The organism is Streptomyces sp. NPDC036815, assembly GCF_055609205.1.
Genome location: NZ_JBVJPW010000002.1, coordinates 181,844 through 204,791, shown reverse-complemented (window position 1 = coordinate 204,791; position 22,948 = coordinate 181,844). Strand labels below are relative to the sequence as shown.

Sequence of the window (22,948 nt, the reverse complement as noted above, 5' to 3'; positions counted from 1 at the left end):
TGTTTGCTGACTTGTGTTCATGAGTATGAATAAGCGGCGAGCGAGCGGGAGGGCACGAAAAAAGCGCCCCTGCAAAGGGGCGCGGGGTACTGCGCGACCAGCCCCGGCGGACCGGCGGACCGGCGGACCGCGGGCTACCGCATGAGTTCGCCGGCATTGACCAGCAGGGACTGCCCCGTGATGGCCCGAGCCCGGTCCGACGCCAGGAACACCACCGCGTCCGCCACGTCCCCGTCCGTCGCCAGGTCCGGCAACGCCATGCGTGCGGCGAGTCGATCCCGCACCTCCTCCTCGGACACGCCCTCCGTGTGCGCCGTGAACTGGACGTACGCCTGGACCGGCGGCCCCCACATCCACCCCGGAAGGACGGTGTTGACCCGGATCCGGTCCGGGCCGAGCTCGTGCGCGAGCGAGTACATCGCCGACGTCAGCGCGCCCTTCGACGCCGCGTACGCGGCCTGGCGCACCTGCGAGGGCGAGGCGACCGCCGACTGCGTGCCGATGAAGACCACCGAACCGCCCCGCCGTTCCCTGAGGGCCGGCAGGCAGGCCCGCGTCATGCGCAGCGAGCCGAGCAGGTTGACGTCGATCACCTGCTGCCAGGTCGCGAAGTCCGCGTCCTCCACCCCGCCGAAGTAGCTGTCCCAGGCGGCGACATGGACGACCGCGTCGACACCTCCGAAGCGCTCGCGGGCGAGCTCGGCGAGGGCCCGGCACTGCCGCTCGTCGGTGATGTCGGTGGGCAGGTACGCGGTGCGGGCGCCGCCGGGGTCGATCTCGGCGGCCGTCTTGGCGAGGTTCGCCTCCGTGCGCGCGCCGAGGACGGCGTTCCCGCCGTCGCGCACGACGGCCGCCGCGACCTGGTGGCCGAGCCCGGCGCCCACGCCCGAGACGACGACGGTCTGTGACTCGAGGAGCGAGGACTCCACGGTGCGCCTCCCGGCTCTGGCAGTTTTGCTGACGGGGCGTCAGAGTATGGGCGTCCACCGGAGGAAGGAAGAGGGAGGCAGGGGAGAAGCATGAGCGAGGACACCCGCAGTGACGTCTACGCCGAGCTGGCCGCCGTCGGGCCCTACGGAGTGCACCCGGGGCACGCCCTGATCACCATGGTCGAACCGCACCCGGGGCACGAGTACGCGTACAACCGCTGGTACGAGGACGACCACTACTACGCCGGTGCGATGGCCATGCCCTGGATGTACGCGGGGCGCCGCTGGGTGGCCACGCGCGAGCTCCAGCTCCTGCGCTACCCCGCCAAGTCCGCCGTCGCCGAGCCCGTCACCGCGGGGTGCTACCTCTCCACGTACTGGGTGACGGAGGGGCGCTACGACGACCACATGAAGTGGACCGTCGGCATCAACAAGCGGCTCAACCGGGACGGCCGCGTCTACCAGGACCGCACCCACGTCTTCACCGCCTTCCAGGACCACGAGGCGACCGTCTACCGGGACGGCGCCGCGGGCCCGCGCGACTTCCACGCGCTCGACCACCCGTACGAGGGCCTGGTTCTTGAGGTCATCGACGCCGAGGGGCCGCGGCAACGGGACGAACTCCTGGAGTGGCTGCGGGCCCGGCACCTGCCGCGCGCCCTCGTGGGCTCGCCCGCCGCGCTGGTCACGCTGTTCCGCCCGACGCCGCTGCCCGGTGACCGGATGACGTATGTGAAGCAGGTCGAGGGCGTCGACACCCGGCTGACTCTGCTCTGGTTCCTCCAGGAGGACCCGCGGGACTGCTGGGAGGCATGGTTCACCGGGCGGGACGAGGCGGTGGCGGAGTCGGGGCTGGGGCGGGTGGAGCTGGTGGCGCCGTTCGTGCCCACGGTGCCGGGCACGGACACGTACGTCGACGCGCTGCGCTGACGGTCCGGGCCGCGCCGGCGGCGCGGGCGGGGCCGAGCCCCCTCGGCCGGGACGGCGGGCCAGTCGAGAGGGCTCCTTCGATGGTGCTCATGCGGTGCTGCTGATGCGGTTGTGCCGCTGCCGGTGTGCGCTGTGGTCTCACGCGAGGTCGGCAGCCCCCCTGCTCACCTCGCTGACGAACGCGTTCCACGACTCGGCGGGGAAGGCGAGGACCGGGCCCTCGACGACCTTGGAGTCACGTACCGAAATGCCGCGCCGCACCGGCGACTTGACCTCGACGCACGCGCCGTTGCCGGTGGAGTAGGAGGACTTGGCCCACGTGTGCGAGGCGCCTTGCTGGATTGCCATGTTCGCTCCGGTTTTTTCCCGTTGTTGAGTTGCTGTCGCCGCATTGCTGCGGTGACGCCACCGCTCTTGCTCGATGGCGTGAATGACGCTACTCGCCAACATCGTGGCGTGAAGGGATCGTTCACTCAACCGGATGGCATATTCCAGGGGGGTCTTCCGCGCCGACGACACAAGGGTGTACCGTGCGCCGATTTCACGCGGACACGTCCTCACGTCAGCGTGCGTAGTCCTTCGCGATCTCCGCGATGAGCTGTCTGGACTGCTCGACGTTGAGCGCCTGGGCCCGCAAGTGCTCGTACATGACGCTGTATTGCTGGACATCATTCGCTTTTTCCAGATACAGGTCGCTGGTGACGCCCTCGATGTACACCACGCTGGAGTCGGCCGCGTCGGGGAACTCCAGGATCGCGTACTGACCGTTGAGCCCCGGGTGGGCGCCCATCTCGAAGGGAATCACCTGGACCGTCACGTGCGGCAGTTGGGACTGCTCGACGAGGTGCTCCAGCTGGTCGCGCATCAGATGCCGGGAGCCGACGACGCGGCGCAGCGCCGATTCGTCGAGCACGGTCCACAGGCGCAGCGGGCTGTCCGGCGCCGCGATGCGCTCCTGGCGCCGCATGCGCACCTGGACGCGCTTCTCGATGTCGGTCGGAGTGGTCTCGGGGAGCGCGCCGGTGATGAGCGCCTCGGCGTACGCGCGGGTCTGCAGCAGACCGGGGACCACCTGCGGGTCGTACACGCGCAGGGACGCCGCGTCCGTCTCCAGACCGATGTACACGCTGTACGGGATGTCGCCGAAGGAGTGCCACCAGCCCTGCTGGCGCGAGTCCTTGGCCATCTGCATGAGCGAGTCGACGACGCGGTGGTCCTCGACCTCGTAGACGCCGCAGAGATCGCGGACGTCACGCTGGCTGATCGAGCGGCGGCCGTTCTCGAGGCGGCTGATCTTCGACTGCGAGACGAGCAGGCGCTCGGCGACCTCCTCGGCCGTCATGCCCTTGAGCTCGCGGAGCCGACGGAGCTCCTGGCCCAACCGGCGTCGCCTGACAGTGGGATTGACATTGGACGCCACGGGACGTGCACCTCCGGCTTGCCTGCCTCTGCTTTGCGTATCTACTGCTCAGCAGAGTGCCACCAACTGGGCTGACACCGCTGGGAAACAGCGGATATGCGGACGTGAGGGCGGGTGCGCGAGGTGTGCCGTCCCGCCCTGCGGCGCCGCGGGCGTGCGGCCGCGCGGGGTGGTGGTACGGAGGTGTCGTCGTCCGTCCTCCGGTACCGCCTCCCCGCGCGGCCCAGCGGCTCCCGAACCGGGTCTGGGGACTGCGGCGCGGCGCTGGTGCGGTGGTGCTGAGCGGTTACGTGATGGTGGTGCCGGGCCGCGCTGCGCTCAGTGAGCGACGGCGCGTGCCATGGATCCGCGGCGCGGTTGCAGCGGGACCCCACCGGGATCCGCTGTCGCCCTGGCCGGCTGGCGCCCTCCGCCCGGCCCCGTGGGGCCCGCCGGTGCGGCGCTGCGGCGCGGCTGAGCCGCCACGCCGTTCTGGACGTCCATCACGGCGTGCGCCACGAGGCCGCCCATCGGGTCGTGCCTGATCAGGTCCCGGAGCCGGGAGCGCGATGAACGCCCCTCGTTCCCGGGGTACAGATGCTTGCCGAGACCGACCGCGTGGGCCAGTGCGGCGAGCGCGGCGGTCCGCGGGTCCGGCGGTACGCCGGTGCGGATCGCCGAATCGAGCCGGGACCTGATTTCCCGGCTGATCGCCGTCTCCGTCGCTTGGTAGCGAGTCGTCGGCAGTACCCCGCACATCTGGCCCGCCACGGCATGAACCATGCCGCACCGCTCCAGGTGCGAGAGGTACGTCTGGCGGAGCCCCAGTCGGGGCCCGCCGATCCAGTGGACCGCCCGAACCGGGCTGCCGCGCCTGCGCAGCAGTTCCAGTGCGGAGTCCAGAGTCGGATCTCCGGTCGGCCGTGGCATCACCACGGCGATACGATCCCCGTCTGGGGCTATCCGTCCGGCCAGCGCCAGCTCCACTAGCTGTGCTCCGGCCAGACCGAGGTCGAGCGACTGCGGCTGCGCCGTGGTACCCGTGGCCGGGTCCAAAGCGAGCAGCAGAAGCTCCTCCGGAATTGTTCTGCGGCTCCTGCCCATCCATGCCTCCCCGCGTGGATGAATGACAGGGTGACCCCTCTCACATTGGTCTGTCGAGAGCGCGTGGGCGGGATGTACGGGAACCAGTAGGTATGTCGTTCTCGTCTACCACGGGGGTTAAGCCCTCACACAGGACACTGGTACACGGTTCGGACAGGGGGGTCCGACCCGATTTTGCGCACGGTCAGCACACGGTCAGCATTCAGCATCGGCATACGGCATGGCGTACGAGGAGGCATCGGTGGCGGGCGAGACCCCCGACAGGTCGAAGCAGCGGAAGTCGTCGGGGAACCCGACTGCGGCGGATTCTTCTGAGCCGGCGCCGGAGGAACGAGACCCGCGTCTCGCGATGACCCGCGAGACGCCGGAGGTTCGGGAGGACAACGCGACCGCGGTCTTCTCGACGAAGGACGTCGCAGGGAAGGGGGCCGGTTCCGACCGGTCCGGTTCCGAGGACGGCGCGGAGGGTGCGGGGAAGGACGCGGCGCAGGACGACGCGGCGGACGAGGCTGCCCCCGAGGGACAGGCGAACGGCGACGCGCGGCTGCGGGACGCGGTGGCGGCGTGGGTCGCGACCTCGGACGAGGAGACGCCCGGGGAGACGTCCGAGGAGACGCCCGAGGGCGACGAACCGGCCGGGGACGAGCCCTCGGCCGGCAGTGACGCTTCTGCGGAGGGCGACGCCCCGGCGAAGGGTGACGTCGCCCCGGCCGCCGGGGACGACGACGCTCCCGCAAAGAGCGAAGACGGCCCGGTCACCCCGGCCGCCGCGGCCGACGACGCTCCGGCAAAGAGCAAAGACGCTCCGGTCAAGAAGGGTGTCGCTCCGGCCGAGAAGGACGACGCTCCGGTCAAGAAGGACGCCGCACCGACCAAGGGCGAAAGCGCACCGGCCGAGAGCGAAGAGCCCCCGGCCAAGGGCGACGCCCCCAAGTCCACCGGCGTGGACCAGGCCACCGCGGTCTTCAAGATGCCGTCCTCGGAGGAGGCCGCCGAGGCGACCCCGAAGAAGCCCGGCAAGGACGTCGACCAGCCCACCACCATGCTCAAGCTGGGCGACCGCAAAGACGCGAAGGGCACCGGGAAGGGCACCGCGAAGGACACCGGGAAGTCCGAGACGGAGGCCGAGCGGACCAGCAAGTTCGTCGCGCTGAAGCCCCTCGACGAGCCGTCCGCCAGGACGGCCCCGAAGACGGCGCCCACGACGGGCTCCAAGACGCCCCCGAAGCCGGAGGCGAAGACCGCCACCCCGAAGGCGGACCCGAAGCCCGGCCCCGAGGGCGCCGCCGCGGCCGCCGCGTCCAAGCCCGCCCCGGCCACTCCCCAGGCGCCCCCGCCCGTGGAGCGGACCACCCAGCAGCCGCTGCCGCCCAAGCCGCCGATCGACCTGCTCGCCGAGCTGACCAACACCCCGCCGCCGCCCGAGACGCGGACCCGCACCGCCGTGCGCCGGGTCAAGATCTGGACGCCGCTGGTCCTGCTCATGATCGTCGTCTTTGCAGTCGTACAGGCCGTACGACCGCTGCCGACGCCCACGCTGCAGCTCACCGCGCGCGAGACCGTCTCCTTCGAGGGCGGCAAGCCGTCCCTGCCGTGGCCGGGTCAGGGCCAGGCCGCGATGGACGTCAACGGCATCGGCACGTTCGGTACGGCGGGTGACCAGAAGCCCGTGCCGATCGCCAGCATCGCCAAGGTCATGACGGTCTACCTGATCCTGCGCGACCACCCGCTGAAGAAGGGCGGCGACAACGGCCCGAAGATCCCGGTCGACGCCGCCGCGCAGAAGCACTACGAGACCGGCAAGGCGGAGAACGAGTCCGTCGTCAAGGTCACCGAGGGCCAGAAGATCACCGAGTACGAGGCGCTGCAGGCGGTCATGCTGCCGTCCGCGAACAACATCGCCAAGCTGCTCGCCCGCTGGGACACCAAGAGCGGCTCCGAGGACGCGTTCGTCGAGAAGATGAACAAGACCGCCAAGGAGCTGGGCATGAAGAACACCCACTACACGGACCCCAGCGGCCTCGACAAGACGACCGTCTCCACCGCCGAGGACCTCGTGAAGCTCGGCCGTGCCGCGATGGAGAACCCGGTCTTCAACGAGATCTCCCGCCAGCCCAGCTACAAGGACCTCAACGGCGACAAGCAGAACAACTTCTTCGGGCTCGTCCCGACCGTCGCGATCGGCATCAAGACCGGCACGACCACCGCGGCGGGCGGCAACATCCTCTTCGCGGCGGAGAAGCTGGTCGACGGCAAGAAGCAGACGATCATCGGCGCCGCCCTCGGCCAGTACGGCAGGAACGGCGTCGCCAACATCGACGAGGTCACCGGCGTCACCCGCAAGCTCATCGAGGCCGGACAGGACGCGCTGACCGCCAAGACCATCGTGAAGAAGGGCGCCGTCGTCGGCCAGGTCGACGACGGCCTGGGCGGCACGACCCCGGTCGTCGCCACCAAGGACGTCTCCGCGGTGGGCTGGTCCGGTCTGACCGTCAAGCTGATGCTCGACGAGGAGAAGGGCAAGACCGTCCCGCACTCGGCGAAGGCGGGCACCGAGGTCGGCGTGCTGCACGTGGGCGACGGCAAGGGCAAGGGCGACGCCGTCGAGGTGCCGGTCGCGCTCCAGAAGGACCTGGCCGAGCCGGGCCTCGGCGCCAAGCTGACCCGCGTCGGCTGACCCGGCGAGAACCCGTCGGACCGCCACGGGAGGATGCCCCACCCCGGGTATCCTCCCGTGCCCGCGTGCTAGCGTCACAAACTCGGGGGGTAGTACGCCGGGGCGGAAAACGAGTGTTCCGGGACGAACTCTCGTCGGCACGGACCCGGGGTACTCCGGAAACACGGACGACACGGGGAGAACCTCCAGTGGCCACAGCGGAGCCGACGCGCGCCGATCACGACGCCGCCGCGCCTGACACGGGCGAGGGCCGCCGCAGCGGTACGCGAATACAGCTGCCGGGCCAGCGCCGCGGATCCGAGGACGGGCCCGCCCCCTCGCGGTCGCGGCGCTTCCTCCGTCACCCGGTGACGATCACGACGGCGGTCGCCGCCGTCCTGCACGTCGTCTGGTTCTTCGTCTTCGCCAACAGCGGGGGCGACCTCGCGGCGCAGGACGCCTGGGCCGAGTTCGTGGGACGGCACCCCGCCTCCGCGTACAACCTCGGCTGGTACGGCGGCATGCACCCCGTGTCGTACAGCGTCATCTCGCCGTACCTGATGTCCGTGCTCGGCGTGCGGACCACGATGATGATCGCGGGGACCGTATCCGCCTCGCTGCTCACGCTGATCCTGATGCGCAGCCGTGCGGTGCGGCGGCTCCTCTGGCCCACCGTCGCGGGCGTCTTCGCCCTGCTGTGCAACGCGGTGTCGGGGCGCGTGACGTACGGCCTCGGGCAGATGTTCGCGCTCATGGCCGTCGCCGCCGTCTTCTGCTGGCCCCACCGCTGGCGCTACAAGCGGTGGGCGAAGGCGCTGGTCGCGGCGCCGTTCGCGGCGCTCGCGACGATGGGCAGCCCGGTGGCCGGGCTCTTCGTCGGGCTCGTCGCCGTCGCGCTGTTCCTCAGCAAGCGCTACCCCGGGGCCTACGCGCTGGGCATCGCGCCCGCCATCGTCGTCGGTCTCTCCGCGTGGCTCTTCCCGTTCTCCGGCACCCAGCCGATGTCGTTCGGCTCGGCGTCGCTGCCGCTGCTCTTCGCCGGGCTCGTCTACTTCGCCGTGCCGCGGGAGTGGAAGACCGTACGGATCACGACGGCCGTGTACGCGGCGTTCGTGCTCGGCGTCTGGCTGATCAACTCGCAGATCGGCTCCAACATCTCGCGCCTCGCGATGTCCTTCGCGGGCGTCGCGCTGCTCGCCGCGCTGCCCTACACCGTGCCGAAGTCCCGCAAGTGGTACGTGATCGTGGTGGCGTTCGCGGGCTTCACCGGGTGGATCGGCTACAAGGCCGTCGACGACATCGTGCACACCTCGTCGGACGCCTCCTGGACGCGTGAGGTCGCGCCGCTGGTGCACGAGCTGAAGGAGCGGGGCGCCGCCAAGGGCCGCGTCGAGGTGGTGCCGGCCCGCAGCCACCGCGAGGCGTCCGCGCTCCCCGCGTACGTACAGCTCGCCCGTGGCTGGAACCGGCAGGCCGACATGGAGCGCAACCCGCTCTTCTACGACGACACCCTCAACTCCGCGAACTACCACGAGTGGCTGCAGCGCTGGGCCGTGCACTACGTGGCGGTCCCCAAGGGCGAGCCCGACGGCGACGGCGGCAAGCGCGAGACGCAGCTCATCTCGGACGGCCTGCCGTACCTGAAGCAGGTGTGGGTCGACTCCAACTGGAAGCTGTACGAGGTCACCGACCCGATCGCCCTCGCGGGACCGCACGCCGTCGTGGAGCGCGCCGAGCAGGGCGAGATGACCCTGCGCGTGAAGGAGCCGGGCCGCGTCCTGATCCGCATCCCGTACTCGCCGTGGCTGAGCGTCGTCGACGCCAAGGGCAAGGGCGTCGAGCGGCCCCGGGAGACCGAGGCGTCCAAGCGGCAGCGCGAGCGCGACGACCGGCAGCCCAGGGAGTACGCCAACGTCAACGGCTGTCTGCTCGAAGCCGAGGAGGACCACAACGGCGACGAGTGGGTCGAGCTGCTCGCGCCGAAGGCGGGCACCTACCGGCTCGGCTCGCCCTACCAGCTGCCCCGCGGCACGCCCTGCCCGGAGGAGATGCGCCGCTGACGAGGGCCGTCAGCCGCCCGGCGGCGCGCAGATCCCGGACGTGGGCAGGTGCCCGGGGCCCGCGTCCGCGGCGGCCGCCGCGCGCACCGTGTCGAGCTGGTCGAGGAGCTCTTCGAGCCGGCCGTCGGACGGGTCCCTGAAGTACTGCAGGACGGCCCGGTGGAACGCGTCGCGCAGGCCCGGCGGCATCACGTCCGAGGCGTCGAAGCACAGCGTCCGCGCGCCGGTGGTGAGTATCCCGGCGATGCGCCGGCCGGTGGGATCGGTGGGCTGGGGATCGGTCGCGTCGGGAAAGAGCGGCCGCAGCTCCGCCCTCGCCTCGGCCCGCCAGAGCGTGCGGGCCCGCCGGCCCGAAAGACGGTCGACGAGGGCGCGCGCGCTCGGATCGCGGGTGAAGACCGCGGCCATGTCGCCCGCCACCTCGTAGGCGCCGTCGTGGGCGGAACGGCCGCCGAGGAAGCCCGCGGCCGGATCGACGCGGACCCGCTCGTCCGCGTACAGGTAGCGGATGAAGGCGCTCTGGTGCTCGTGCGTGCAGCGGGGCGTCAGGGAGTCGAGGAGGCCGCGCGGGCCGCCGCCCTTCGCCGGGTCGGGCGTCCCCTCGTACGACGTGGTCAGTGACTGGTCGACCGACGCCTTGGAGCGGTCGCCGAGGAGCCTCGCCCAGGTCGTCCAGGCCCTGCGGACGCGCGGGTCGTGCCAGCTGAGGTGTCCGGTGGCCCACTCCGTGTAGGCGGTCGGGCCCGCCTGGTGGAGCAGGATGTCCTCCACCCAGTCGGTGCCGGGCCAGCCGGAGGTGGCCTGCGAGGCGAGGCCCACGCACCACGCGGGCGCCGCGGCCGACCGCCCCTTCCTGCTCCACACCAGGCTCTTGAGGTCGACCTTCAGCGGCACCCAGTAGGTGCGCCGCATGCCGTCCACGGAGAGGGGCGGGGTCCAGGGCGGGTAGGCGCGGGCGGTGGCGGCGCGGCCGAGCGGGGTGAGGCGGCCCGCGCGGGCGTACTCGGTGAGTTCGCCGATGCTGTTGAGGATCGCCACGTCCGGCGGGTCGCCCGCCTCCAGCTGCGCGCCGAGCGTCTCGCGCAGGGAGCGGGTGCCCTGGTAGGTGTACGTCTTGCCGGTGCCGTCGTCCAGGCGGTGCAGCATCGCCTCGAAGGCCTCGCCCTCGGGGCCCGTCCAGGGGCCGAGGACGACGAGCGTCTCGGGCCGCGCGCCGCCGCAGGCGCCGGTGACGGCCAGCAGACAGGCGGCGAGGAAGGCCCGCAGGACGGTGTGGCGCGGCCGGTTCACGGGGCCGCTCCCGGGCGGGAGATGAGGACGTACTCGCGGCGGTAGGCGTGGAGCGTCACGCCCGTGAGGACGGCGCAGGCGAGGCCGACGGGCGTCACCATCGGCGCGGCCCCGTCCAGTGCGGCGAGGCGGCCCGCCGCCAGGTCGTCGCGCGCGCGGGCGTCGAGGGAGGCGATGAGCAGCGGGTCCCGGCGGCCGAAGGGATGGTCGTCGGCGGCCGACTCGATCACCGGCGACGTCCGGTCGGCCAGGTCGCCCGCGGTGGCCACCACCCGCTGCTGTGCGCGGTGGGCGAGGACGGCGTCGGCGGTCAGGAAGGGCACGGCGAGCAGCGGCACCGCGGCCACCAGGAGCGGGACGCTGACGTACAGGTGCAGGCGGTGGTGGAGGAAGAGCTGGGTGCGCCACAGGCCGAACGCGAGCAGGGCGAGGGCGAGCGCGGCGAGCACGGCCGCGGCGATCACCGGGGCGCCGAGCGCCGCGCGGTCCGCGAGCCGGTCGCGCAGGTGGTTCTCCAGGGTGGCGATGCGGTCGACGACGGCGGTCGCGTCGGAACCGGTGCCTGGGCGGCACCTCGGGTAGCCGTCCGGGTCGGCCCGCCCGGCGGTCGCGGGGGCCGAGCAGAGCATGCTGCGGGCGTACGAGAGCCCGGCGCCGCGCAGCGCCGGGTCGGCGACGTTGTTCTGCGCGAACGCGATCCACGTGCCGTAGTCGACGACGAGCCCGGAGACCACGTCGAGCTCCTGGCGCTCGGCGGTGGTCAGGGCGCCGCTGCGGGCCACCTGGTTGAGGCGCTGCACGGCGCGCGTGGTGCGGGTGCTGTACCGCTTGCTCAGGCCGCTGAGCTGGACCGCCTCCCCGGCGGCCAGGCTCTGCTCGGCCTCGCGGTCGGCGATGCGCAGGGACGTCTCGGCCTCGGCGAGGCCGACGAGCGCGGGCGTGAAGCTGTCGCGCAGGGCCGCCGAGTCGTCGCGGATTCCGGCGTACGCCCAGCCGAACGAGGCGGCCGCGACGACGGTGAGCAGGGGCAGGGCGACGAGCCGCTCGCGCAAGTAGGCGCGGTTGTGCGGCCGTTCGGCGAGCGGCGCGGGCCGGACGTGCCGCAGCAGCCCGCGCAGTACGCCGGAGGCGATCAGCCGGGCGGTGCGGCGGCGGGCCGTCATGGGGTGCCGCCGGAGGGCGGGAAGGTGCCGGGCAGGACGGTCGTGCTCGACTGGATACGGGCCGCCTCCACGTCGAACCTGGCGATCCGGTCGCGGAGTTCGACCGTTCCCCGGGCGGAGTCGCGGACGCGCACGAGGCGTCGCAGATGCTCCTGCATGGCGGTGTCGCCCGCTTCGGCGGCGAGCCGCCAGGCCGTGCCGAGCAGCGTCTCGGCGGCCGGGCGCCTGCCGTGCTTCAGCTCCGCGCAGGCCTCCTCGAAGGTGCGGTGCAGCTCCTCCTCGTGCCGGTAGTGGGCGACCTGCGGGTCGAGGCGGCTGTAGAGGTCGGCGTCGTCGGTCCAGCGCATCAACACGGGCTGTGGCGCCGGGAGTTCAAGACCTGCCGGGCCGTCCGTGTCGAGCTCGACGTCGGTGAGCAGGAGCTCCTTGCCGAGCTGCGCCGGATCGTACGGCGCGCCGACGCAGAGCAGATAGGCGCGGGTCTCCTCGCCGCACGGCCCGAGGCCGTACTCCTCGACGGGTCCGCCCGCGCCCGTGGCCGCGCCGGACAGGTCGACGTGGTCGGGGCTGAGCGCGGCCCGCGTCGGATGGACCTGCTCGAAGGAGTACGGGCGCACCCCCGCGCGGTGGTGGAGGCGCAGCCGCAGGCCGGTGACGTCGCGGTCGGCGGCCTGCCCGGTGAGCGCCGCCAGCTCGTCCGGCAGCCGGGTCAGGTCGGCGACGGCGCGGGTGCGGCCGCCCAACGCGGTGCCGATCAGCAGGAGTTCCTCGGTCTCCCAGGCGTCCCCGATGCCGACGACGTCGCAGGCGAAGGCGCCCGCGCACCGTTCGACGCGCTCGCGCAGCTCGGCGCGCGTCTCGTAACCGGGTTCGTTCTTGCCGTCGGTGAGCAGCAGCGCGTGGCGTACGTAACCGCCCGCGCCGGGGGCGGGCAGGTCGTGGAAGAGGTGTCTGGCGCGCTCCAGCCAGGTGCCCATCGCGGTGCCGCCGCCCGGCGTGCAGTCGTGCAGGGCGGCCTGCGCGGCGGCCCGCGACTCGGCGTGCGCGACGGCGAGGCCGGGCCGCATCGGATAGATCATGGCGGTCCTGTCGCCCCCGGCGACCAGGGCGAACAGCGAGCCGTCGGGGATGCGGGCCAGCGCGCTGACGGCGGCGGCGCGGGCGGCCGCGAGCCGGCTCGGCGGCATCACCATCGACGAGGAGTGGTCGATGAGCAGGACCTCGGCGAGCCGCGGGCGCGCGGTGGGCCCGGGTGGCGCGGGCGCCGCGCCGGGTCGGCGCACGGTGACCGTGAGGACGGCGTACATCCGGGCCGTCTCCGCCGCGCCCGGCGAGCGGGGGCGGGGCAGCTCGACGACCTGGCTCACTTCGAGGGCGACCGAGGCGGCCGGTTCCTGAGTTTCCTGCCCAGCCATGGGGTGTCCTTGCCGAGTCGGGAGTGCCGGAGTCCGAAGGGGCGTACCGCGTAGGCGCGGTCCAGGAGGAGCTCGGCGAGCGGGGTGCCGGTGTCGTCGGCCGCGGCCGGGGCGTCGCGGGCCGCCTGGTGGGCGAGGCCCCGGTAGAAACCGGCGAGGTCGGTGCGCAACCCCCGTTCGTCCGCCGGGAATTCGAGCAGCGGGTCGGCGTGCGCGGCGACGGCCCGCAGCTCGGCGGCCGTCAGCCCACCCCCCTCGTCGCCGCCCCCGCCCTCGCCACTTCCGCCCGCGGCGAGCAGGCGGTGCGCCGCGCCCCACACCTCCGCCTTCATCCGTACGCGGGACTGTTCGTCGGTCAGGCCGTGCGCCGAGAAGAGCTGCGCCAGCGCCCGCACCGCCGCGCCGAGCCCGGCCGCGTCCCTGGCGTGGTCGACGCGGATGCGCACCGCCGCCGTACGGGCCGCGGTGCGGTGCCGGGAGTGCTGGGGCACCGCGTCGAGGGCGGCGATGGCGGCCGTGAGGGCGTCGGGTCCGCCCAGGGCGAGCCGTGCCCGCACGGCACCGAACGCGGCGCTGCCCAGCGAGGGGTTGCGCAGCCGCACCGCCTCGTAGAACGTCAGGGCCTCGTGCCGCCGGTCGAGCCGCTCCGCGCAGTAGCCGAGCGCCAGCTTGGGCGCGTACTCGCCCGGGATCGCGGCGTAGACCCGGTCGAAGTGGCCGCGGGCCTCCGCCACCCGCGAGCGGGCCAGCGCGAGCAGGCCCCGGTGCCAGTCGAGCCGCCAGTCGTACGGGGCGTGGGCGGGGCCTATGGCGTCCTCGGCCAGCGCGAGCGCGGTCTCGGCGCCGGTGAGCGGTCCGCGGTCGGTGCGCGGCGCCGTCCGCAGCCGCAGTCTGCACCGCAGCAGGTGCACCTCGGGGGAGTCCCGCCAGTCGCCGGTGTGCTGGAGCAGCGCCTCGGGGTCGTCGTCGCTGAGCCTGCTGAGCTCGCCGTGGTGGTCGTCGTCGGGGTCGGGGCGCGGCACCGGCAGGCGCCGGGCCACCTCGGGCGGATCGGGGGCGGGGTAGCGGGGCGGCGACAGCGGGGAGGCCGCCCAGCGCGACACCTCGGGGGCCGCGCCGAGCCCGCCGTCCAGGGCGTGCGCGGACTGCAGGAAGAGCGGCGAGGGTTCGAACGTCTCCGCCCCGGTCCGCAGCGAGCGCAGTTCGCGGAAGACGCCGCGCAGCTGCTCGTCCATCTCCCTGGCCGTGGCGAACCGGCCCGCGCGACCGGTGCGGGTGGCACGGCGCAGGACCCGGGCGAGGGAGACCAGGCCGAGCCCGCGGTGGTCCGCGACGGCGTCGTCGAGCGGGGCGAGCGCCGCCAGGTCCGCCAGGTCGTGCCGGGTCGCGCCGATGCCGCACAGGGTGCGCAGCGTCTCGCCGAGGCTGAACAGGTCGTCCTGCGGGGCGGATTCGCCGCGGGCGCCGACGCTGGGCGCGCGGAAGGGGGCGGTGGTGAGGCCGGGCGCGCCCGCGCGGCGCACGCTGCCCACGTCGACGAGCTTGGTGGTGGAGCCGTCGTGCATCACGTTCGGCGGCTTGAGGTCGCCGTACACCTTGCCGCGCTCGGGGGCGTGCAGATGCGCGAGCGCGGCCAGGATCCGCACGCCGTACGCGAGCACGAACTCCAGGAAGCGCTCGCGGCCGAACTCCTCGGGGTGGGCGTGCGCGCGGTCCCTGACCTCTTCGAGGTTGAGCCCGTCGACGTACTGCAGGACGAGGAAGTCCCCGACGCCGGAGTGGTGCCCGTAGTTGAACACCCGGATGAACCCGTCGTGGTTGAGCTCGACCAGCTCTTTGCGTTCGCCCTCCAGGAGGCGGTACGAGTCCGTGGCGAGCTCCGCGTGCAGCATCTTCACGGCGACGGCGCGGTCGTCGACCTTCGTGTCGTGGGCGAGGCAGACCTCGCCCATCCCGCCGTACCCGAGCGGCCGCACCAGGCGGTACTGGCCCGCGAGCAGGGTGCCGGGCGGCAGCGGAAGGCCGCCCGGGGCGTCCGGCGCGGGGCCGCCGCTGTCCGCGCGGTCCAGGAGGGTGATCTCGGGCAGGACGGTGGGGTCGGGGTGTTCGGGCGGCAGGTCGACGCGGGCGGGGCGCGGCGGGGGCCCGGTGGTGAAGCCCGGTTCGACGATCCAGTGCTGGGAGGACTCCTGGTCCAGGGGGTCGGACTGGAGGGGGCCGGAGTCCTGGGCGCCGGGCTCCCGGCCGTCGGGCTCCTGGGCGCCGGAGCGGTCGCCGGAGCCGGTTCCGGCCGCCGGGCCGGTGTCGCTCGCCGGGCGGTCCACGGCGGAGTGCAGCCCGGTCCGCGGATCGACGCGCTCGCCGCTGGCCAGGCAGTAGCCGGTGGGCGTGACGGTGCCCGAACAGCCCGGATGCGGACAGGACTTGACGGGCGTCACGCCTCACCGCCCTTCTCCGCGTCCAGGTCCGCTTCCGGCGCCCCGTCCGCCAGGCGCCGCACCACCCGCGTGAACGCCGCGACCGCCCGGTCGGCGTCGGCCAGCGGGCAGGGGCCCGCCATCAGGAGCCGCTGCGCCTCGCGGTAGGGGCCGACCGCGTCGGGGTGCTCGGCGAGGCCGCGCCGGGCGAGCCGGGCCAGATGGTCCCGGAGCAGCCCGCGCAGCCGCAGGTGCTCGTCGAGCACCCCGCGCAGCCCGCTCTCGGCGCGCTCGGCCCGCAGCAGATAGGTCTCCACGGCCTGTTCGGCGTACGAGAGCTTCTCCAGGAGGCGCGGCCCGCCCCGCCCGGCCGACGGCCGCAGTTCGTTGCTGAGCTGCACCGTCCACAGCGCGGCCCGCGCCGCGTACGCGGTGGCGACCGGCGGGTCGACGACGTGCGGCTCCACGCGGTGGAAGAGGCGCCGGGCAGTGCGTTCGGTGTCGGCGAGTTCGTCGACGCGGGTGCCGATCCGCTGCAGCCACTGCGCGGCGCGCTCGGCGGGCAGCAGCCGCTCCGCGAGGGCGTAGGTGAATCCATGGGAGCTCGACCGCACCACGAGCAGCAGACGCGCCCCCGCGTCGGCCAGTTCACCGAGTACGCGGGCGGCGGTGGCCGGATCGGTGGCGGAGCGGTCCGTGTGCAGGACGGCGACGGCGGGACGCCGCCGGGGAGCGGTGTCTCCGCGCCCCGCGTGGCGCAGTTCGTGCCGCAGGACGGCGAGGGCCTCGCGCAGCTCCGGCCGGTCGGGGTCGTCGAGCGCGGCGCCCTCCAGGTCGAGGGCGAGGGCGATGCTGCCGACCCGCGGCGCGATGCCGGCGCGGGACAGCAGCGAGTCGCCGCGCTCCGCCAACTCCACCGGGCGCACCGGAAGTTGGGGCGAGCGTTCGCGGTCGGCCATGTTGAGGACGACGTAGAGGGCCTGCCGCGCCCGGTCGTCGTCCTCGGCGATGAAGAGCACCTCGGTGTCCCACGCGTCCGCCTCGGCGTTCAGCCAGCGGGTGACGGTGCGCTGCAGGCCGTGCGGGCGGGCCGTGCGGGCCGCGTCCGCCGAGACGACGCGGTGGCCGGGGATGGCGTGCGGCCCGGTCACGTACCGCTCGGCGAAGCGCCGGAAGTACTTGGCGACGGTGGCCGCCGGGATCATGTAGCCGCGCTCGCCCCGCTCGTCGGCCTGCGCCAGGATGCCGAGGAGCCGGTCCGTGCCCTCCTCCCGTACGCCCGCCCCGCTGAACCCGCCCCGCAGGCGCGGCGCCGGACCCGCCTCCGCACCCGCCCCGGTGAGGTCGATCTGCACCCGCTCGTCGCCCTCGCCGCCGGGCCCCCGGCACGCGCCGGTGAGCCACTGGCCGCCCGAGCGGTGCGCCGGGAAGCCGTCTATGAGGACCGTGGCCCCCCGGTAGTCGAGCGTGCGGTGCAGGGTGACCGGCGAGGGCAGGGGCGCGGGGCCGTCGAGGACGAGCACCGCGAGGTCGCCCTGCGCCTTGCCGAAGGCGGGCACCCAGTGACCGGCCTCCACGGTCGCGGTGCGGTGCGGGGTCCGCTCCAGGCCCTGGAGCAGCGGGAACTCGACCTGTACGCGGTCCGGGCGGCGGCCCGTCGCCGGGTCGCGGATCACATGGGCGCAGGTGAGGACCCGGTCGGTGCCGAACAGCACTCCGGCGCCCAGGACGTCGCCGCTCCCCGAGGCCGCCCACCGTCGCAACCGCACACGCCAACTCGAATGATCCATCGGAGAGTTGACGCCCCCGTCCGCAGCTTCCGCATCCCCCTCCATGTTTCCTCAGAATAGGTGCGGGGGAGGCCAAAGGCGCCTCGGCTGCACGCGGAGGGAGTACGCGGGGCTACCCGCCCGGGAACACCTGCGCGACCGGGAACGCCACATCGCACACCTGGTCATCGGGCCCGGTCCGCGCCCAGTCCGCGAAGTACACCTCACGGCACGGCCCGGCCAGGGCGAGCCCCTGCCCGGCGACCCACGCCTCCACCGCGTCGAACGCCGCGATGATCTGCGGATAGGAGACCTGCGCCTTGGTGATCCGGGTGTAGGCGAGCCGGTGCGCGGGCTCCACCCGCACCCGGACGTCCGACGCCCGGCCCTGCCGCGCCGCCCACGCGCGGGCGGCCCGCACGTCCACGACCGGCACGCAGGACTCGGCGGGTCCGTCGCTCTCCTCGGTCACCTCGGCGTGGTAGACGACGAAGGGCGGGGCGGCGACGCCCCCGCACTCCTCGGCGGCCCGCTCCAGGCGGTCGGCCGAGGCGCCGATCCAGGCGGGCAGTTCGCCGCCGCGCACGTGCCTGGTCTCGCTGATGACGTACATCTCCGGTACGTCCACGGTCCGCACTTCGAACGTCGCGTACAACTCGGCATTCCTTCCCGACAGTCGTCCACGGAGGTACCGCGCGAGCGTCCGCTGCTCGGCGAAGCGCTCCTCGACCCCGGCCCAGTAGCCGTCGAGCACGCGCGCCGCCCGCTCCCCGTCCAGTTCCACGACCTCGGCGATGGCCGCGAGCGGCATGTCGAGGCGGCGCAGCAGCGCGACCGTGCGGGCGCGCTCGATCTGGCCGGGCCGGTAGGAGCGGTACCCGCTGACCTCGTCGACGTGGGCGGGCGCGAGCAGCCCGAGCCGGTCGTACAGCCGCAGGGCCTTCGGGGAGAGCCGCGCGCGGGCGGCGAACTCGCCGATGGACAGCAGGCCGTCGCCGGACCGCGCCGACCGTCGTGGTTCCACGTTCACCAGGTCATCCTCCGTCATCGGGCCGGTCGGCCCGATGACGCAGAAGGTGCGGTCTGCCCCAGGGGCAAGGTCAACGCTCAGCTCCGGGAGCCCGCCATGTACTCCTGCCAGATCCGGGGCGGCAGCACGTTCCCGCGCCGGGACTTCTTGCCGCCGACCCCGGACAGGGGGAGCAGCTGCGGGTCGTCGGGGCCGAGGCGGAACAGGGTGACCGCCGTCGACAGGTTCTTCGTGAAGCCGGTGAACCAGGCCGACTTGAGGCGGTCCTGGTCGCCGGTGCGGCCCGCCGACACGTCCGTGCCCAGGTCCTTGCCGACCTCGCGCAGGGCGTCGGTGACCTGCCGGGCCACCTGCGGGTCGAGGGCGCGGCTCGCCGAGGGCGGGGTCAGGCCCGGCAGGCTCTCTCCGTCCCTGAGGGCCTTGGTCACCGCGTAGGGGTCGTGCCGGATCCCGTCGGCCGCGAAGGTCCCGTACGCGGTGGCCATCCGGATCGCGCTGGGCGTCGACGTGCCGATGGAGAAGGCCGGTTCCAGGCGGGCCATGCTCTGCCGCAGCAGCCCGGCGTCGATGGCCGTGCGGCGGACCTCGTCCCGGCCGACGTCCTCGCCGAGGCGTACGTACGTCGCGTTGCCGCCGAAGGCCAGGGCCCGCCGGAGCGTGGGGTGGTCGGCGCCGGTGTCGCCGGTGGCCGGGCGCAGGGTGCCGTCGGCCGCGTAATAGCTGTCGGCCAGGTTGCCCGGCCCCGGGTCGGGCGCGCGGGCGAGCCCGGCCTCGGTGACCGGGGTTTCCCGTACGGCCGTCCCGTGCTGCAGGGCCGCGGCCAGCACGAACGGCTTGAAGGCCGAGCCCACGGGGACGCCGGAGGTGTCGGCGTTGTTGGTGAAGTGCGCGGTGGCGTCGGGCCCGCCGTACAGCGCCACGAGCGCTCCGTCGGAGGGCCGCACGGACGCGGCACCGACCTGCACGTGCCGGTCGGCCGGGCGCTCGTCCGGGTCGGTGTCGCGGGCCAGGACGCGGCGCACGGCGCGCTCCAGGGCGCGCACCTTGCCCTTGTCGAAGGTGGTGTGGATCTCGTAGCCGCCGCGGGCGAGGTCCCGGTCGGCGAGGCCGGTGCGCTGCTTGAGGTACCGGTTGGCGACGTCGACGAGGTAGCCGGTCTGGCCGCCGAGGCTGGTGGAGCGCGACCGTTTGCGCGGTTCGGGGAAGGTCCGGTACTTCGCCCGCTCCTTCTTCGTCATCAGACCGGCCCCGACCTGCCGGTCCAGGATCCACGCCCAGCGCTCCCGCGCCCGCTCGTGGTTGGCGGCGCCGACCGCCGGGTCGTACAGGTCGGCGCCCTTGAGCATGGCGGCGAGCAGCGCGCCCTGGCTGGGGTTCAGCTTCTTCGCGGGGATGCCGTAGTAGGCGTGGGCGGCGGCCTCGATGCCGTTGGCGCCGCGCCCGAACCAGCTGGTGTTGAGGTACCCCTTGAGGATCTCGTCCTTGCTCTTCTTGCGGTCCAGCTTCAGCGCGATGACGAACTCCTTGACCTTCCGCGTGACCGTCTGGTCCTGCGAGAGGTAGGTGTTCTTCACGTACTGCTGCGTGATGGTGGAACCACCCTGCGTCTCCTGCCCCCGGACCATGTTGACCGCGGCGCGGGCCAGACCCTTGGGGGAGACCCCGGAGTCCTCGTAGAACGTCTCGTTCTCGGCGGCGATCACCGCGTTCACGGCGGACGGTGCGATCTGGTCGAGCTCCACGTTCTGCCGGTTGACCTCGCCGGTGCTGACCATCTGGGTGCCGTCGGACCAGTAGTAGACGTTGGCCTCGCGGCGGGCCGCCTCGTTCTCGTCCGGGATGTCCACGCTGACGTACACGCAGACGAAGAGCACGGCGACGGCGGTGCCGAAGAGCCCCGCCGTGCCGAGGAGCAGGCGCCACGACGGGAGCCAGCGGCGGATGCCGCTCCGGCCGGTGCGCGGGTAGTCCACGAGCCGCCGTCGGCCGCGCCGGCGCGACTTCTTCTCCTGAGCATGTGTCCCCATGCCGGAGGAGAGCGCGCCGGACGCGGCCGGGTTGGCCCCGGGGCCGTTAGCGGTACGTAACAGCCCGCCCGCGGGGAGGCCGCGGGATCAGCGGACCTTCGTCAGCTCGCCCTGGTCCTTGAGTACGGCGACACCGGCGGCCCAGAGGCTGTTGACCCGCGCGCGCTCCTGCGCGTTGGGGTACGCGTTGGTGCAGGACGTGCCGGGTCCGCCACCGGACATCAGCTCGCTGCACGGGCCCGAGTAGTGGTCGGGCAGACCGAGCACGTGCCCCGTCTCGTGGGCCGTCACGCGCGTGGAGTTGTACTGCTGGTTCTGCCGGTAGTCCAGGAAGATGTACCCGTGGCCGCGCCCGTCCGTGGAGGCGTACGAGCCCCGGGAGTCATTGCCCTCGCGGTACGAGAAGTCGGCGCCCGAACTGCTCTCCTGCAGCTTCACGTTGGAGACCGAGGAGTTCCAGATCTGGGTGCTCTGCGCTATCTGGCTGCGGAAGCTGGGGGCCCGGGTCGTGCTGTACCGGACCGTGACCACCTGGATGCCGGGCTGCGCCGCCTGCTTCTTCAGCGCCGACTTCATGACGGCGGCGAAGAACTCCCGGTTGGCGGCCTGGTCGCCGCCCGTGTACGACGACGTGCTGGTCGCGGCGGCGGGCTGCACGGACTCCGGCGCCGGTGCCGGTGCCGCGAACGCCGTGGGGGCGGCGGCCAGCGAGGCCACGAGCGCGGCCGCGCCGAGGGCGGCGGCGAGGCTGGTCCTGGATCTGTTCATGGGGGTGTGTCCCTTCCGGGATGGCCCGCGGACGGGCCGTGGGGGTGGCCGGGACGGGCCGGTACGCGGGGTGCCCGGGGTCCCGGGACAGGGGGCCTGCGGGTGCGGCCTCCGGTCGGGACGAGTATCGGGAAGGCGGGGCGTGTTCGTACCGATGCCATTTCGTGATAGCCCGATGACATCAACTGTCGTTGGGGGGACGGTATTTGCGGTTTTGGCCCCCCTCGCCGGACCGGGCACGGAACCGGACGGGCCCGAGATCGAGGCGCCGGTGCGCTATTACCGGACGGCGCCGGTCTACTCCGGAACCCGTGGGCTCACGGTCATGCGGATGTCGTCGTCGGCCCAGAGCACGAACCGCTCGACGGGCGTCACCTCGTGCCCCGGCACGGGCCGGAAGCGGAACCGCTTCAGCAGGACGGCCAGGGTGAGTTCGGCCTCGACCATGGCGAGTTGGGCGCCCTCACAGCTGCGCGGCCCGATCCCGAAGGGGATGTAGGCGAGCCGCGGCCGCGCCGCCACCGCGTCCGGGCTGAACCGCTCGGGCAGGAACCGCTCGGGTTCCGGCCAGTGGTCGGGGTTCATGTGGACCGCCCAGAAGGGGTAGAAGACGGTGGTCCCGGCCGGAATCCCGTACGCGCCGACGACGAGCGGTTCCGTCGTCTCACGGGCGCCGTAGGGCCCCGGCGGACGGAGCCGCATCGACTCCTTCAGGACCATGTCCAGATACGTGAGCCTCCGCAGGTCGGCGTAGTCGGGCACGGCACGGTCGCCGAGGACCCGGTCCAGCTCCTCGACGACGCGTGCGGTGACGTCGGGATGGCGCCCGAGCAGGTGCAGGGTCCAGGAGACGGCGACGCCGGTGGTGTGGTGGGCGGCGAGCATCGTCACCATGACGGTGTCGCGGATGCGGGCGGGGGACATGCGGGCGTCGAGGAGGGCGCCGATGAGGTCGCTCCTGTCGGCCCTGTCGCTCCTGTCGCTCCTGTCGCTCCTGTCGCTCCTGTCGCTCTTGACGGTCCTGACGGTCCTGACGGTCCTGACGGTCCTGACGGTCCTGTCGGTCCGTGCGGTGGCCTCTGCGCGCCCTGTGTTCCCTGCGCCGCCCTGACGTGCGTCGAGGACGCGGTCGACGGTGGCGCGCAGATACCGCAGCGCGCCTTCGACCCGCTTCGCCCGGTCCTCCTCGTCCCCCGGCACCTGATACTGCTGCCCCAACGACTCGGTGAGCACGGTCTCGAACGCCTCGACGACCCCGTCCGGATCGACGACACCCCGGTCGTCGACGCCCAGCGCGTACGCGCAGATCATCCGCAGCGACAGCGCGGTCAGCTCCTTCTGCAGACCGACGGCCGCACCGTCGCCCAGCGCGCCCCACCGGTCCGCGAGCCCCTCCACCAAGGCGACGAACTCCCCGAAGTGCCGCTCGTGGGACGGCCGCCCGGCGAGCACCTCAAGCAGCACGCGCCGCCAGGGCCCGTGCTCCTCGGCCCCGACGACCTGCAAGTTCCCGGCCTCGCACAACGGCGAGAGGAAGTCGAACAGCGCTGCGGGCCGTTCGTCGATCCGGGCGGTGGCCTCAAGCAGCTCGGGGTCGGCGACGGACACGGCGGTGCCGGCGCCCGGCAACTGGAACCGTGCGACGGGCCCGTACCGCGCATGGAGCCACAACTGGTAGAGGTGCAGCCCGCCCGCCGCCGCGATGGCCCCGACGCCACCGTCGTCCCGCGGCTCAGGCCCAGGAATCCCCATGTCCACCCGTCACCGCTCCTCACCGTCGTCGGCGCACACCACCGGCCCGGGGCGCGTACCGGAGTAACCGCCCCTCGTACGGGCGGGTTCCCGACGAGCGCTGCGCGAAGGTGCCCTCCGTCGGATTCAGGCCAGTAAACTGCGCCCGCTCAGAGGCGATTCGGAAGCGATCCCTGGGCGATCCGGAAGCGATCCGGACATACGGCGCGGGAAGACGAGGGGCAGCAGTGGCACACGGG

At 73.2% G+C, this 22,948-nt stretch carries 16 protein-coding genes; 3 read left to right on the top strand and 13 right to left on the bottom strand.

The window, feature by feature from the left end; genetic code table 11:
• Positions 1-134: 134 nt before the first annotated feature.
• The gene (locus ACZ69I_RS07180) at positions 135-929 is read right to left on the bottom strand and encodes an SDR family oxidoreductase (protein ID WP_467672495.1); all 795 of its coding nucleotides are present in this window, start codon (positions 927-929) and stop codon (positions 135-137) included.
• A gap of 90 nt (positions 930-1,019) precedes the next feature.
• Between ACZ69I_RS07180 and ACZ69I_RS07175 the strand changes: the two genes are divergently transcribed.
• Positions 1,020-1,859, top strand: a complete 840-nt coding sequence (locus ACZ69I_RS07175) for a hypothetical protein (RefSeq protein ID WP_470830852.1) — start codon at positions 1,020-1,022, stop codon at positions 1,857-1,859.
• Positions 1,860-1,997: 138 nt separating this feature from the next.
• Here ACZ69I_RS07175 and ACZ69I_RS07170 read toward each other — a convergent pair whose 3' ends face one another.
• The 3 genes from ACZ69I_RS07170 to ACZ69I_RS07160 form a co-directional block, all read right to left on the bottom strand.
• Positions 1,998-2,207, bottom strand: coding sequence for a DUF397 domain-containing protein (locus ACZ69I_RS07170; RefSeq protein ID WP_470830851.1), 210 nt, complete (start codon positions 2,205-2,207; stop codon positions 1,998-2,000).
• Positions 2,208-2,421: 214 nt separating this feature from the next.
• The gene (locus ACZ69I_RS07165) at positions 2,422-3,279 is read right to left on the bottom strand and encodes a helix-turn-helix domain-containing protein (protein ID WP_470830850.1); all 858 of its coding nucleotides are present in this window, start codon (positions 3,277-3,279) and stop codon (positions 2,422-2,424) included.
• Positions 3,280-3,597: 318 nt separating this feature from the next.
• Positions 3,598-4,362: a GOLPH3/VPS74 family protein gene (locus ACZ69I_RS07160; RefSeq protein WP_467672487.1), complete on the bottom strand. Its 765-nt coding sequence runs from the start codon at positions 4,360-4,362 to the stop codon at positions 3,598-3,600.
• Between the two features lie 349 nt (positions 4,363-4,711).
• Between ACZ69I_RS07160 and ACZ69I_RS07155 the strand changes: the two genes are divergently transcribed.
• Complete coding sequence (locus ACZ69I_RS07155; RefSeq protein WP_470830849.1) at positions 4,712-7,039, top strand: D-alanyl-D-alanine carboxypeptidase family protein; 2,328 nt, start codon at positions 4,712-4,714, stop codon at positions 7,037-7,039.
• Positions 7,040-7,227: 188 nt separating this feature from the next.
• Positions 7,228-9,078 (top strand): MFS transporter, encoded by a 1,851-nt coding sequence (locus ACZ69I_RS07150; protein WP_470830848.1) that lies wholly within the window; start codon positions 7,228-7,230, stop codon positions 9,076-9,078.
• 9 nt (positions 9,079-9,087) lie between these two features.
• Here ACZ69I_RS07150 and ACZ69I_RS07145 read toward each other — a convergent pair whose 3' ends face one another.
• From ACZ69I_RS07145 to ACZ69I_RS07105, 9 genes are all read right to left on the bottom strand, one after another.
• On the bottom strand, positions 9,088-10,368 hold the full coding sequence (locus ACZ69I_RS07145) for an extracellular solute-binding protein (RefSeq protein ID WP_470830847.1): 1,281 nt from the start codon (positions 10,366-10,368) through the stop codon (positions 9,088-9,090).
• Entirely contained in the window at positions 10,365-11,531 is a 1,167-nt protein-coding gene (locus tag ACZ69I_RS07140) for a hypothetical protein (RefSeq protein WP_470830846.1), read from the bottom strand. Before ACZ69I_RS07140 ends, ACZ69I_RS07145 begins: the two co-directional genes overlap by 4 nt.
• The gene (locus ACZ69I_RS07135; RefSeq protein ID WP_470830845.1) at positions 11,528-12,946 is read right to left on the bottom strand and encodes a VWA domain-containing protein; all 1,419 of its coding nucleotides are present in this window, start codon (positions 12,944-12,946) and stop codon (positions 11,528-11,530) included. The genes ACZ69I_RS07140 and ACZ69I_RS07135 overlap by 4 nt, the downstream gene beginning before the upstream one ends.
• Positions 12,895-15,384: a tetratricopeptide repeat protein gene (locus ACZ69I_RS07130; protein WP_470830844.1), complete on the bottom strand. Its 2,490-nt coding sequence runs from the start codon at positions 15,382-15,384 to the stop codon at positions 12,895-12,897. The genes ACZ69I_RS07135 and ACZ69I_RS07130 overlap by 52 nt, the downstream gene beginning before the upstream one ends.
• Entirely contained in the window at positions 15,381-17,132 is a 1,752-nt protein-coding gene (locus tag ACZ69I_RS07125) for a trypsin-like peptidase domain-containing protein (RefSeq protein WP_470830843.1), read from the bottom strand. Before ACZ69I_RS07125 ends, ACZ69I_RS07130 begins: the two co-directional genes overlap by 4 nt.
• Before the next feature lie 133 nt (positions 17,133-17,265).
• Positions 17,266-18,180 (bottom strand): MerR family transcriptional regulator, encoded by a 915-nt coding sequence (locus ACZ69I_RS07120; RefSeq protein WP_470830842.1) that lies wholly within the window; start codon positions 18,178-18,180, stop codon positions 17,266-17,268.
• Positions 18,181-18,239: 59 nt separating this feature from the next.
• Positions 18,240-20,189 carry a transglycosylase domain-containing protein gene (locus ACZ69I_RS07115; RefSeq protein ID WP_470830841.1) on the bottom strand — a complete coding sequence of 650 codons (1,950 nt, stop codon included), beginning with the start codon at positions 20,187-20,189 and terminating at the stop codon, positions 18,240-18,242.
• An 87-nt stretch (positions 20,190-20,276) separates the two neighbouring features.
• Positions 20,277-20,957, bottom strand: a complete 681-nt coding sequence (snpA, locus tag ACZ69I_RS07110) for a snapalysin (protein ID WP_467672467.1) — start codon at positions 20,955-20,957, stop codon at positions 20,277-20,279.
• A gap of 297 nt (positions 20,958-21,254) precedes the next feature.
• A complete protein-coding gene (locus tag ACZ69I_RS07105; RefSeq protein ID WP_470830840.1) occupies positions 21,255-22,709 on the bottom strand; it encodes a cytochrome P450 in 1,455 nt (484 codons plus the stop codon).
• Between the last annotated feature and the right edge of the window lie 239 nt (positions 22,710-22,948).